The 13,710-nt window shown below is 44.0% G+C and carries 9 protein-coding genes; 2 read left to right on the top strand and 7 right to left on the bottom strand.

The window, feature by feature from the left end; all coding sequences use genetic code 11:
* The first annotated feature begins 553 nt into the window (after positions 1 to 553).
* Complete coding sequence (locus JMW61_RS01755) at positions 554 to 3,871, top strand: DNA translocase FtsK (protein WP_201548920.1); 3,318 nt, start codon at positions 554 to 556, stop codon at positions 3,869 to 3,871.
* 316 nt (positions 3,872 to 4,187) lie between these two features.
* Complete coding sequence (locus tag JMW61_RS01750; RefSeq protein ID WP_201548916.1) at positions 4,188 to 5,681, top strand: amidase; 1,494 nt, start codon at positions 4,188 to 4,190, stop codon at positions 5,679 to 5,681.
* Between the two features lie 190 nt (positions 5,682 to 5,871).
* Here the strand turns inward: JMW61_RS01750 and JMW61_RS01745 are convergent, their stop codons facing one another.
* The 7 genes from JMW61_RS01745 to JMW61_RS01715 form a co-directional block, all read right to left on the bottom strand.
* On the bottom strand, positions 5,872 to 6,774 hold the full coding sequence (locus JMW61_RS01745) for a DODA-type extradiol aromatic ring-opening family dioxygenase (protein WP_201548914.1): 903 nt from the start codon (positions 6,772 to 6,774) through the stop codon (positions 5,872 to 5,874).
* Between the two features lie 107 nt (positions 6,775 to 6,881).
* Entirely contained in the window at positions 6,882 to 7,370 is a 489-nt protein-coding gene (gene rlmH, locus JMW61_RS01740; protein ID WP_201548912.1) for a 23S rRNA (pseudouridine(1915)-N(3))-methyltransferase RlmH, read from the bottom strand.
* A gap of 52 nt (positions 7,371 to 7,422) precedes the next feature.
* Positions 7,423 to 7,971, bottom strand: a complete 549-nt coding sequence (locus JMW61_RS01735) for a DUF421 domain-containing protein (RefSeq protein ID WP_201548910.1) — start codon at positions 7,969 to 7,971, stop codon at positions 7,423 to 7,425.
* 155 nt (positions 7,972 to 8,126) lie between these two features.
* Positions 8,127 to 8,642, bottom strand: a complete 516-nt coding sequence (locus JMW61_RS01730) for an ABZJ_00895 family protein (RefSeq protein WP_201548908.1) — start codon at positions 8,640 to 8,642, stop codon at positions 8,127 to 8,129.
* An 86-nt stretch (positions 8,643 to 8,728) separates the two neighbouring features.
* Positions 8,729 to 10,738, bottom strand: coding sequence for a D-alanyl-D-alanine carboxypeptidase/D-alanyl-D-alanine-endopeptidase (locus JMW61_RS01725; protein WP_201548906.1), 2,010 nt, complete (start codon positions 10,736 to 10,738; stop codon positions 8,729 to 8,731).
* A 108-nt stretch (positions 10,739 to 10,846) separates the two neighbouring features.
* Entirely contained in the window at positions 10,847 to 11,452 is a 606-nt protein-coding gene (locus JMW61_RS01720) for a 3'-5' exonuclease (protein WP_110923878.1), read from the bottom strand.
* 16 nt (positions 11,453 to 11,468) lie between these two features.
* Positions 11,469 to 13,409, bottom strand: a complete 1,941-nt coding sequence (locus JMW61_RS01715) for a DUF294 nucleotidyltransferase-like domain-containing protein (protein WP_201548904.1) — start codon at positions 13,407 to 13,409, stop codon at positions 11,469 to 11,471.
* Between the last annotated feature and the right edge of the window lie 301 nt (positions 13,410 to 13,710).

The raw sequence follows: 13,710 nt of genomic DNA, 5'->3' as shown, positions 1-13,710 counted from the left end.
AAATATAAAAGTTAAAAATAGGAGTGATTAATATAGTAAAGTTTTTCAAAATGATGACTAATATGGTTTTTCTCATTGCTGTGTGATAATAACATAAGGGTAAGGCGTGCAAAGTGCAAGTTTGCTAAAATCAACATGGATATCATTAGAATTAAAGCATATTTACCTTGAAGTATTGTTGCCATAAATGACAGTTATTTTATAAGGTCTATATAAGATTGTTAGCCTTATTCTGTGAGCTATATTGCTAAAAGTAGGGTTTTTTATCTAAATCGCATATTAGCTAACTTTCTTGCACTCTTTCTTTAGAAGACTGTCGCCACTGTACCTATGTATTTGTTATTATAAGAAGTTATGCCAAGTGTGTTGGAGCGCAGAAAGAAGGCTGTCATGACTCGTCTTTATGACAGACAATGCGTTCTAAATGCTTTGCCAGAGATATTTATATCCGCACCTCTATATCAGTATCTCTATGTCAGCACTTTATGTCAGCATGATTAAACTTAGTCATGCGTTGACGACCATTTAGTATTAATAACAAGGCAGATCTTACGTGATATCAGCACCGCTTATTGAGTATTTAAAAAAGGGAATATTTACCCTCCTTGGGTTAATACTGGCCGTTTATCTCTTTGTCATCTTGATGACGTATACAGGTAACGACCCTAGCTGGTCGCATATCAGTAGTGATATGACCACGATTAATAATGTGGGTGGCGCATCGGGTGCTTGGTTATCGGACTTGCTTTATAGCTTCTTTGGTTTTGGTGCATGGTGGCTGTTAGCATTTTTGGTTTATGAGTCTATCCTTATCTGGTGGGACAACAAGCCAACATTTTGGCTGATGCGTTTGATTGCTTATGTTTTTTTATTATTAAGTGCCAGTGCTTTATTTGCACAATTGGTTGCGTTGGTTCAACAAGTAACTGATCCAACAGCGACAAGGCTTGAAGGAGTTGCTGGCGGTATTATAGGGTTGGAGCTACAGTCTCGATTGGCTCAGCTTTTATCGCAGTGGGGGAGTGTGCTCTTCCTAACGGCTTTCGTTATTATTACTGCGACTTTTGCCTTTAATATTCATTGGCTTGCGATTTATCAGAAAGTTACAGCATTGTCATGGCTTGGGTCAGGGGTAAAACATAAAGACATGGCACATGATAGTATTTCTACTCAAGAAGGTATTATCTCAGAGCAAAATGATGAAAGTATAGCAACGAATAAGACAGCTAAAGAAACCTCAGAACATGAGCAGTTACCGCTTGAACTACCATCTGAAGATAGGGTGAAAGCAGTAGATAACACTGGTCGTTTTAGCAATGTTTTGTCAGAATTTTTGTCGACATCAGGGCTTGCTGATAGCGTAAAAGCGTCGATGGCAGCAGCAACGCAAGCGGCTATGTCTAATTCAAGTACCATGTCTAATAATGAAAATAGCCAACAGCTACAGACGGCAACAGCGGCAACAGCGGCACCTAGCGGTACAATTGATAATACAGTCAATCATGCTAATACATCGCCGACGTCAAGCTCTGTAATGACACCTATCCGCAAAGTAGAACCGAGCTTTGCTTGGAATGATGCAAATACCGTTGATGATTTATTGGCCAGTGAGCAGATGGCTTATAATACTAATACTATGAACGGCCATGACTCAGGTTCTACTGCGCCAGTACCTAATAATACTGAATTCGTTACTCAGTCGCCAACTGATGAGTTGGTATATGGTGAGACAGATCATCAAAATACGGTAGATTCTGAGTTTGATGTACCAGCGGAGAGCATCGATACATTAGCAGATGCTTGGCTAGCAGAGCATGCAGATATTTCAGTACCTACTACTGAAGAGTCTATAGAGACGCCTAAGTCGGGCAGTGTCGCTGAGCAGCCAGTACGAGATGCAATAGTAGAGCCTGCCCCAGATTTAGCCAGTAGCGATGCTATTAATCGACAGTCTTCTAATAGCAAGCTTTCTGATAATGAGCCTTCGAATATAGCTGTTGATTCAGCTGCTAGTGATACGAGTCCATCTGTCGATAGACCAACTAGTAATCAAACTGAAATATTGAATAGTGCTGCGTCGTCAGCTGCGATTGCAAAATCAGCTACGTCACTTGCAGCAAAAGCTATTGAGCCAATATCAGAAATGGCTAACATGACGCCGACCAATACACCGCCTGCCAATCCAACATTACCACCAACTGTTGTCGCTGAGCCCCCTAAATCCAATATTAGTTTTGATATACCTGAAGGAGACTCTAGTAACCATATTGCCGATATGGTTCCAGATGATACGGGCGCTGATGCCGCTGCTCCTGTTATGCCTCATATTAGCGATGATGCAGCGTTTAGTACTAAGTCACGCTCAATGCAAACGGCGGCTTATCGTAGTAGTTTGTCGCCTATTCCTGAGATGTCGATTTTAGACAATCCAGACCCAAATCGCCAACCGAGTTATACCGAAGAAAAGCTGGTTGAGCTATCAGAATTGTTAGAAATCAAGCTACAAGAATTCAACGTAAAAGCATCGGTCGTCAATGCTATTCCGGGGCCAGTAGTAACACGTTTTGAGGTCGAGCTGGCGGCAGGGGTAAAAGCTAGCAAGGTAACGGGCATTTCGCGTGATTTGGCGCGCTCGCTATCTATGGCATCTCTGCGTGTGGTTGAGGTAATACCGGGTAAGCCTTATATTGGTATTGAAGTACCAAATCCAAAGCGTGAAATGGTACGTTTGATAGAGCTGCTAAATACTGAAAAATTTAAAGACCCAAAAGCGCAAATCAGCATGGCAATGGGTAAAGATATTGGCGGTAAGCCTATCATTACTGACCTTGCGCGTGCCCCGCATATGCTGGTCGCTGGTACGACAGGTTCTGGTAAATCGGTTCTGGTTAACTCAATGTTATTGTCGATGCTACTCAAATATACGCCCAATGAGCTACGTCTGATTCTTATTGATCCCAAGCAGCTTGAGCTTGCCAACTACAATGATATTCCACATCTGTTAACGCCTGTTGTGACAGATATGACGGAAGCGGCTAGTGCATTATCATGGTGTGTGGCCGAGATGGAACGCCGTTATCAACTGATGAGCTTACTCAAAGTTCGTAAGCTTGATGAATTTAATAAAAAAGTGCGAGCTGCCGAGGCGTCAGGCAATCCTATGCTTGATCCATTATGGCGACCAAATGATAGCGTGAGTATCAGCCAAGCGCCCAAGCTAAAAACTTTACCAATGATTGTGATTGTGGCGGATGAGTTTGCCGATATGATTATGCAAGTTGGTAAGCAAGCAGAGGAGCTAATCACACGTTTGGCGCAAAAATCGCGGGCAGCCGGTATTCACTTAATGTTAGCCACTCAGCGTCCATCGGTGGATGTCATTACAGGTCTGATTAAAGCCAACATCCCAGTACGTGCGGCATTGCGTGTTAACTCAAAAGTCGATTCGCGGACTATTTTGGATAGTGGTGGTGCTGAGGATATGCTAGGCAATGGTGATATGTTGTTCTTAGGGCCTGGGCAAATTGAGCCTGATCGTGTGCATGGTGCGTATGTCAGCGATGAAGAAGTCAACCGTGTCTGTGACGCTTGGCGTGAGCGTGGTGCGCCCGACTATATTGATAACATGGCAGGAAACTTTGAATTATCTAGCCCAGGTGGTGGTGGTTCAAGCAACGCCTCTGGCGAAGATGATGACTTATATAATGATGCGGTTGCCTTTATTATGGAAACACGCAAAGTCTCGGCTTCTAGCATCCAACGTAAATTTAGTATTGGCTATAACCGTGCAGCACGTATTGTCGATTCGATGGAAGAAGCTGGATTGGTCAGCTCAATGGGTAAAAGCGGCAAGCGTGAGCTATTAATGTAGCGTTTAGATTTGATGATATAAGAAGGCGAGTCATGAAAGTGGCTCGCCTTTTTTATTGGATAAGCACAAGTATGTTTTTTAGTGAGGACTTAAGTATTTAGGAATATAATACTGAAATATTGTCATTAAATACACTGTAATTATCTAAGATTAAATTTATTTATGAATAATAGCCAATTCAGTATCCAAATGACTAATGAGTCCATTTATCAATCATAAGTAGTGACTTTTTATACTAAACTGACAGTTATTTATCGATAAATATTTGTTAATTTTAAAAGTTCTCCATTCAATTACTCTCCAAGGAAGGTCGGTTATGTTTAAAGAGTACACTCAGTACGATGGTCTCGCATTAGCGGCATTAGTCAATGCAGGTGAGGTCAGCGCCAAGGAGTTGTTAGATGCAGCAGTCAGTCAGGCAAACAAATTAAATCCTAAATTGAATGCCATTATCCACCGTTTTGATGAACGTGCGTATCGTGCGGCGCAGGCAGGATTGCCCTCTGGTGTATTTAATGGTGTGCCTTATCTATTAAAAGATTTATCGTTTAGTTTCGCTGATGAACCCATCACGATGGGCAGTCGTAGTGTCAATATCATCTCAGAAAAAGACAGCGAAATCGTCAAACGGATGAAAGCCACTGGCGTCAATACCTTTGGTAAAACGAATACTCCTGAGTTTGGTTTGATTATCACGACTGAACCCAAAGCTCATGGCGCGACTCATAATCCATTTAAGAAAGGCTATAGCTCTGGTGGATCATCTGGTGGCAGTGCAGCAGCCGTGGCGAGTGGCATCGTACCGATGGCAGGGGCAGGTGATGGTGGTGGATCGATACGTTTTCCCGCTGCTTGGTGCGGCGTGTTTGGACTCAAACCTAGCCGTGGTCGTAACCCAATGGGTCCATCATTTGGAGAAGGTTGGGAGGGAGCAGTCGCTGACCATGTGATTACACGTAGCGTGCGTGATAGTGCTGCTATGCTCGATGCGACAAGCGGTGTAGAAATTGGTGCTCCGTATGTAATCGCGCCACCAGAGGGTACTTTCTTACAAGCAGCCATGCGCGCGCCAAGACAATTAACCATTGCCCTGCATCAGCAGCCGTTGATTGCCAATACTGTGGTGGACAAAGAAGTACTGGCTGTTCTTGAGCAGACCGCAAAGCAGCTAGAAGCCATGGGTCATCGAGTAGTACCTGCCGAACCTAATATTAATATTGAACAATTTTGGCATGATTTTATGGTAGTGGTTTGCGCACATACTGCTTTTACCATTGATAATCTCGAGCGTGACTTTGGGGTAGAGCATATCAAGAATCTAGAGCCGCAAACTTATAATATGGCACTGCTCGGTTGCTCGCTATCAGCGGTTGATTTGGCTCATGCCAAGCATGGCTGGCATCATAGCCAATATCAGACTGGCGTATTACTTGAAACCTACGATATGATTTTGTGTCCAACAGTACCCACACCTGCGGTCAAGCATGGGATATTACCACCCAGCCGCACGGATGAAATGCTGATGCGTAGTGCAGAGTTTCTCAATAAAGGCTTTGATATGGGTAAGTATGCTTTTCGCTCTGGCATGATTGAAAAACTGAGCCAACCGATACTAGGCAAAATGGCCTTTACATTATTAGGCAATGTCACAGGCCTACCAGCAATGTCGTTGCCACTCGGCATGAGCAAAAAAGGCTTGCCGATTGGTATGCAATTGATTGGGCGTATGAACGATGAAGCCACGCTATTTAGTGTGGCAGGTGAGTTTGAGCGTGCTGGATTATTTACGAAAGCTGCTTTTGAACACTAGCGCTATGATTAGGGCGTGTCTTCATTTTGAAAATGGTGATAAAAATGAGATAAATAGCAGCTAAACAAGGAAAGTAGTACAGATAATATCGAGATATTAGCAAGCTACTTGACACAGTTTGGCAAAGATTTAGCTATTTTTAGCCCATTTACCATTTACTGTTCAAATTGAGGACATGCCCTAATATATGTTAATCAAAGCGATAAATATCCATACCCAAACTATGATGTGCCATGCTTTGATGGACGACTGAGACGCGCTGGCCAGTACCTAGTGCAAAGAACAGCGGTAGCAAGTGCTCATCACTCGGATGAATGTTTTTATAATTAGGGTATTGTTGCCAATCGAGAGCAGTGGGTATGTCTATCTTAAGCTGCTGTAGTAGCCATAGCTTAAAGTCTTTGGCGGCCTGATCGATACTGTCAGATTGCCAGCGCATGGCGTTCAGGTTATGTGTGATGTTGCCTGAGCCAATAACAAGTATTTGCTCATTGCGTAGTCGTGCTAGCTGCGCGCCCAATTGATAGCAGGCGACACTGTCATAATGCCGCGGTAAGGATATTTGTACGATAGGTATGTCTGCCTCTGGGTACAGATGTCTGAGAGGTGCCCACACGCCATGGTCAGACGCACGTACAGGATTGACGCTACAGGTAATACCGCGTGCAGTGAGCTGCTGTGCGAGTGATTCTGCAAGCACAGGATGACCAGCTGCTGGATATTGTAGCTCATACAACTCAGGCGAAAACCCTGAAAAGTCATGCCAAGTCTTCGGTTGTGGATTACTGCTGATTTCAAGCTTGGATGACTGCCAATGCGCGGACATAATAAGGATGGCACGTGGCTTTGGTAAGTTTTGCCCGATACGTGCTAGCGCGCTAGTCGTGGACGACTGCTCGATAGCAAGCGTCGGAGCACCATGCGAGATAAACACAGCTGGTAGCTTCGCAAATTTAGTAGCATTGGACACTACCGCAGGTGCATCTGCCCAAACGCCAGCCGCAGTGATAGGCGTTGGCGAATTAGGATAGGAATCATCGTGTTGATGGCTTGGACGAGAGGCGTCAGATGTCGCAGTTTTTGGATATTTCATGTTCTATGTATTAGGGCGTACACCAGTTTTTCAATCCGTTCTATGATTGATGTTCTTAAGTGGCTTGATTGAAAAGTCGTGGTCATTTTTTAAAGGTTCAACACGCCTTAGTTTCCACGATGATAAGGATGATTATTATTAATACTCATCGCTCGATATAGCTGTTCCATTAGCACAACACGTACCAACGGGTGCGGTAATGTCAGCGCTGATAGTGACAGTTTTACATCGGCTTTGGCTAATACTTCTGGCGAGACACCATCTGCACCGCCGATGACTAGAGCAATATCATCGCCTTGCTGCATACCATCAGCCAATTTTTCAGCCAGTCCTTCTGTCGAAATCATCTTACCTTTGACATCCAGTACCCATAATTGCTCACGACCTGATGCATTATGAGCGGACAATATCGCCTGACCTTCTTGCTCACGGTACTGTGCCAAATTGGCATCTGAAGGGTTTTTTGCGCGTTTTGCAGCAGCCAGATCAACAATTTCTGTGCTGAGCATGGGTTGAATACGTTTAAAATATTCATCAAAACCCGTCTGTACCCATTTAGGCATTTTATTACCGACGGTTAAAATTCTTACCTTCATAGTAGCTACCATTTCAATAATTGATAAAACGAAAAATGCGATGCCCTATATTTTACATTAGAGGTGCAATAGTATCTGAGACAGTTGCCTCGGTGTTTGGGTTATCCTTGCTCGCATCAGTCGTGCTTGGCTTTGGAATAATAGTGAGTTGGGCATCAGACTCAAAGACAATGGCTTCAATATCATCGAAGCTGTTCATGCCTTCAGAGCGCATCGCACATTCGATTTCTTGACGGGTCAGCCGTTCATCTCGCATTGCATCTGGCAAAAACTGTCCTTGATAAAAGACGATACGCGGCTCAGACAAAATAAAACTGCTAAAGGGTGCTGAGATTGACGCATATTTGGTGACCAAAAACTGCAATACATAAAGCACTAAAATCGACGAAGCCCCTTCGACAAAAGGAATGTCTTTTAGCAAAATAGTACTGGCACCTAATGAGCCAATCATCACGGTGACGACCCAGTCGAAGTTGTTGAGCTGGGACGTCGAGCGCTTGCCAGAGATTTTGGTAATCAATACGATGAATACGTAAATCATAACGGTCGTTAAGACGATACGTCCAAGTTTATCTATATTGTCAAAAAAGAACATTTCCATGATGCTCGCTCCTATTCAAAGTAGGTTATTTTCCAAAGTAGGTCATTGTCCAAAATTTTACCCATTAAGGTTAACGCAATAGAGTTTGTAGGCGATACAGCTCAATAACTGAGCCAGTTTTTCGTTGCTTATAGTTTTTCTACGATCGTAGTTGCCTATCTAGTCTTGCGCTTGGGGTCAAGTAGGCTGTTGAGCACCCAAAGACTGATTCGAGCACTGACCAACGTCAGTACCAATATCATGACGAGTGCTGAGAGCAGTGGCAAAGGTTTTTGCATCGCCATATCGCCTAAGACTTCACGGCTCACTGTATCAAATAACCAAAACCATATGGCGACGAAGTAAAGTGCAGTTACTAGCCAAACAACAGCGACTCCGCTCAACATGATGCGATTAATTTCACTTCTATCCAATGCTCGCTGTTGATGCTTGACGAATTTACTGACTGCGGTGTAAGCACCAATAATGATAGATAGCACCGTAACCAGTTGTGAGTTCAAGGTAAGCTGGGTTTGAATCATCATAAAGACTGCGCTGGCAAGCGTATAACCAATCGCAAAAAAACCAATATACTGCGCCAGTTTGGGTTGAGCCAATCCATTATTTTTCGTTAGCCCATCACGACCCGACTGAGTGCTAGGTTTTCTGAGATTGGTTATCTTGCGTGGCATAATCTGACCTTTATAAAGGTAAAAATGTAATGTTGAGGTTAATATGTTATCAATTATTCATTAAAAAGTATTTTTGATAAAAGTAATCAATGCTCAGCTGTCCAATCGAGCATCGCATCCAATACTGGTCTAGCAGTATAAGCATTTAGAGATTGCTTACTATTGATTAGCCCTACGACGACATAATCCTGTCCTGACAACCCTTTGACATAACCTGCCATTGAGGTCACATTATTTAGAGTACCCGTTTTTATCCATGCACGGCCAATGGCTGCTGACTCAGGCAAACGTTCGCCATGAGCGGTGATGGTGCCACTGACACCCGCCACACCTAATGAATTGACGTAAGGATTGAAGCTTGGACTATCGTAAGCGTATGTTAATAGTTCGCTTAGATTGGCCGCGGTAATGGTGCATTCGCGGCAGAGTCCTGAGCCGTTGGTCAGATGAGGTGGTGGTGTACGTAGATTGGTTTGCCACCATTGATTGATGCTCTGTAGTGCCGCTGGATAATCGGTAGTAGTGGGTTTACCAAATTGGTATAAGCTGCTTGCGTTATTGTGATTATTTACATGGGTTTCGTCATGAGGTTTAACGGTATTGGCATTGCTATATGCTCCTATCGATAGAGCCACTTGTTCAGCCATCACATTATTGGAAAAGTGGTTAATATCATAAATTTGCTGAGTGAGATTCAAGGATGGATAGCTGACAATAGGCAGAGGCGACATAGACAATGCTGTGAGACCTCGTGTCGACTTTAGAGACTTTGTCGCAGCATAAGGCACTTCTTGTGTGATGACATCACCACTGAGTGTGTTGCCTAGCGCCTGCCATTTTTCGGCGATGATACGTGCAGCAAAATCTTTAGCATCAGGATACGCAACATAAAAAACATGCTCACCACAGCTGCTTGGCAAATCGGCATTTAATACCAGTTGTTTTGTTTGCCACTGCGGCGAGAGACTGTAGCTTGCCTGTCCACAGCTCGCTGAGCGGGTGTTTATGGTAGTGGGTAATTGATAGTTTGCTAACTGCGGCGTATAAGTCAGACTGGCTTGACCGTTATCTAATGGGTAGCTTTTGATACCGATAGTACTGAAGTTAACCAAAAAACCATCGGGACTGGCGTTATAAGGACGTAGCGGCGAGTTATCAAAGGCGGCAGGGTCTTTAGTGATATTTTTAAAGACAGCGCTATCGATGATTATATCTCCATCGATGTAATGAATACCGGCTGACTGTACTTTATAAAGCAGTTGTGCCAGACGCTCGTGAGTCATTTTTGGGTCGCCACTGCCTTGGATAACCAAATCGCCGTGTAGACGATCACCGATGATGAGGCCAGTATGGTAGACACGTGTATGCCAGACAAAGCCCGCCCCCAAGGTATCTAAAGCAATAAAGCTAGGAACGAGTTTCATGGTACTGGCAGGCGTACGAGCGATATCGGGTTGATGACTCAGTAGTGGTGAGAATGACATCTTTATAGAAGGTGTGCCTGTGTTGCTATCAGCATTACCATTTCCATGGCTATTATGATCGTCAATGACTGTTGGTTTTGATGAATCACCCAGTAATGTTGGGATACTCTCTAGACTTTGGTAAGTGTAAGGGTCATCCGTATAAGCATGCAGTGCTTGCTCACGCTTTTTAATCGTGCGCTTTTCAATCGTAATCAATGTGCTTGGTTGCACTAAATGGTTTTTTTCATCGCGAGTATCACTCGGCGTTGTTTTCTGGCTGCTATTATTAGTATCAGACGTCGCATTAGTCGGTAGTGTTGGTTGCGAATTGCTGTTAGAAGAGTTATCTAATTGGCTGTCAATGACTTGGATGGGAGCAGGCAAGTGACTGGCATTTTTATCACCGACTGGCGTGATGATAATGCTAATATCAGCTTCCGTTAAATCAGCTCGTGATAATGCCGCTTGAATGGCTGCTGGCAATGCTGCCTGTGCATATAGTGGCGTTGCGACTAATGCCAGTACGACTAAGCGTTTACTCACCTGACTAAACGGTCGTAGATGGTGAAAAATCGGTGAAAGTTTGGCAACAAGGGCAGGAGAACGAGAGCGTTTGGAAGTAGGTCGCATGAGCATCTTTTAGTCGGTGGTAAAAGCCGACTATACTAACATGAGTTGCTGTTTTCGCGTAGGTTGAGAGGCTTGTTAAAAGCTCGATTTTGTTATCTATAAATGATATTAACGCACGTGCAAAAAGGCCATCGCTGTCATAATGGCATCGTTATAAGCATCGTGAGCGCCCAGATCAGGAATATTATAATGCGCTAATATATTGGTCAAATGCTGCGATTGGCCAGAGAGGCCTTGGGTGTGACCACTCATACGACGACTGTATAAATGGCGCACATCGATGATTTCATTGGGTAGCGTGGTGCCCATATAGCGCTTGACCAAAGGATTCAAAAATCCCGTATCTAGTTGAGTACAAAACCCAATAATAGGCCTGTTATCTATAAATGGCAGCAGCAACGCTAGCATTTCATCATAGCTCATACCATGCTCGACATCAGCGGTACGCAAGCCGTGAATGACAATGGTATCGCGGTCAGGCATCACCGGTGGTCTACAGACCAAGTGCATGCCATTGCCCGTATCGATGGTATTGCCATTGATATGAATCGCTGCGACAGACAGTACATGATGCTTTTTGGGATTGAGTCCTGTCATCTCACAGTCAATCGCTACCCACTGCTCAGCCATCGGTTGGGTAAACATCGAGGCCAACTCTGGACGCTGTAATTGCGTCTTTTGCCAAGTGCAAGACAACTGTTTTAGCCAACTCATATGCGTGCTCATTTGTTTATGCTATTTCTAATTGATAGTGCTGACGTAGCTGTGTCTTAAAGCTTTTGACCACGGACAGACACTCTTTTAGCAAGTCACGCTCAAGCGCCGTCAGCGTCGTTGGATTCACTTGGCGCGCGTGTCTGTCATCGGTAGACAGAGCAACTGATAGACGTTGTGCCATAAAGAATTCCAAAGCCTCTAACAAGTTGTCTGCACGCTCTTGGGTTAATGCTTGGTTCTTTACCAAAGCCTTTAGGCGATTCTTGGTACTGGGGACTTCTAAGATGTCATTCTCTAATGCTAAAGTGCGAATACCATGAACCAGTGGAAAAATACCGGCTTTTTTTAGGTCGATATCGTGCGAGTCTGATTTGCCTCCTAGTAGTGGAACAAATTTTTGCCACCACTGATTCACATCACCAAACTGTAGCGCGGCGCGTGCGAACTGGCGTACAAACATAGGGTCTGACTGTCGGTGCGCCACTTTTAAATGTTGACGTACCTGAGTCAATAATGACTCATCACCGCAAACATATTCACCATCGAGGATAGCGGACAAATAAATACCATGCATCGGATCGGTGTTTTTAAACCATAAACTGATTTGCGCATTAAAAGCTTTTAGCGGCTGTCGCCACATGGGGTTGGTCATCATGATATTGCCGTCGCACAAAGGATAACCTAGGGTAGCCAAATGGCTATTAAAAGTATCAGCAAACTGTGCCAAATCATCATGGGTGTAACCATCACGTATGATGAGTGCATTATCTTGGTCAGTACGCATGATTTGCTCACCGCGACCCTCTGACCCCATGACGATGAGGCAAGTGTTTGCCATGACTTCATCAGGCACGATGAGTTGCCACAGTTTGGTAAATACTTGTGCGTTGAGCGTCTGTACCATGCGACTGATGTTGCCGATTTTGACGCCATTTTGATGTTGCACACGAATGTAACGACCGATAAGCTCGACAGCCGTATTTAGGCTTGATAGATCCTTTGCCTGCTCGATTTGAATACTAATGAGTTGTGAATGATGACCAATATGAGCGAGCATATCGCTCTGTCCGAGTACGCCTGCCACATCACCATTCTGATCAATCACTGGCAATCTATGGATACGATAGCGAGTCATGGTCAATAGAGCATCACCAATTTCATCAGTAGCGTTGATGGTACGCAGGTTAAAGTTAGCATAACGCTGGCAGGTAGTCGTGGCAGGATTCTGCTGCTCACTTACCGCGCGGCAAATATCGGTATCGGTTAAAATCCCCAATAGATGCCCTGTGCCATGATGTTCATTTTCAGTATTGTCTAAAGAATTTGATGGTCGCACCAGTACGTGCTTTAGCCCTACTTGGGTCATGATGCAAGCGGCGTCATACAAGCTGTTACTGGCATCCACAATATGTACGGGCAATAAACTGACATCTATCACTGGTTGCAGCATGATTTGCTGAACTTCTTGCTGATCGTTATAGGCGTTAGGATTGGTTACTTTGTGATTGCGTCGCTGCTGTAAGGCTTTTAATCGTTCAGGAAGTTTGTCAGATAGCATTTGGCGTACTAGATGATTTTGTGCGCTGATTTTATCGACTGCGCTACCAGCGACCTGTAATAGCAAAGTGTCTTCGGCAGCTGTAAATTGATAGGTCTGTAAGGCTTCGGTATTAGGATTGCCGTTTGCCGATGACTCGGGCAGACGACGACTATCGAACCAGTCGTTATTATTGAGATGGTCAGAATGATTGCTACCTAGATAGGAGCCGACAAACTCACCGTCGAGTGAATGTTCAATTTGTCCTTTGATGACCACATACAAACATTGCAGCTCTTCTGCTAGCAGGCTTTCGCTTTTGGCAAGATAGCGGATTTGGGTGTTTTTTCTAATGCTTTGACGTTCAGCCATACTTAATACATCAAAGGGCGGCTGGGTAAAATCAAGATGGGCCATGGCATCATCCTTGATGGCATATTGGGCGTATATTCATTTTGAAAATGGTGATAAAAATGAGATAAATGGCAGCTAAACGAGGAAAGTAGTGCAGATAATGTCGAGATATTAGTAAGCTACTTGACGCAGTTTGGCAAAGATTTAGCCATTTTTAGTCCATTTAAAGTTTATTGTTCAGAGTGAGGACACGCCCTAGGTAAGAGATACTTTACTATAGCACTATTGCAGCAAAAAACCTCTAATAACCACATTTATATTGTGGCTATTAGAGGTTGGTGTTATTCTTGAAGATTAATGCGTG

The organism is Psychrobacter fjordensis (genome assembly GCF_904845995.1).
GTDB classification, from domain to species: domain Bacteria; phylum Pseudomonadota; class Gammaproteobacteria; order Pseudomonadales; family Moraxellaceae; genus Psychrobacter; species Psychrobacter fjordensis.
Note: the sequence above shows the minus strand (reverse complement) of the source record. Positions and strands in the feature narration are given on the sequence as shown.

Coding starts and splice junctions, on each gene's coding strand:
- JMW61_RS01725 (WP_201548906.1), bottom strand. CDS start 10,738: ATGCGACCTACTTCCAAACGCTCTCGTTCTCCTGCCCTTGTTGCCAAA.
- JMW61_RS01735 (WP_201548910.1), bottom strand. CDS start 7,971: ATGGAAATGTTCTTTTTTGACAATATAGATAAACTTGGACGTATCGTC.
- JMW61_RS01715 (WP_201548904.1), bottom strand. CDS start 13,409: ATGGCCCATCTTGATTTTACCCAGCCGCCCTTTGATGTATTAAGTATG.
- JMW61_RS01720 (WP_110923878.1), bottom strand. CDS start 11,452: ATGAGTTGGCTAAAACAGTTGTCTTGCACTTGGCAAAAGACGCAATTA.
- JMW61_RS01745 (WP_201548914.1), bottom strand. CDS start 6,774: ATGAAATATCCAAAAACTGCGACATCTGACGCCTCTCGTCCAAGCCAT.
- JMW61_RS01730 (WP_201548908.1), bottom strand. CDS start 8,642: ATGCCACGCAAGATAACCAATCTCAGAAAACCTAGCACTCAGTCGGGT.
- rlmH (WP_201548912.1), bottom strand. CDS start 7,370: ATGAAGGTAAGAATTTTAACCGTCGGTAATAAAATGCCTAAATGGGTA.
- JMW61_RS01750 (WP_201548916.1), top strand. CDS start 4,188: ATGTTTAAAGAGTACACTCAGTACGATGGTCTCGCATTAGCGGCATTA.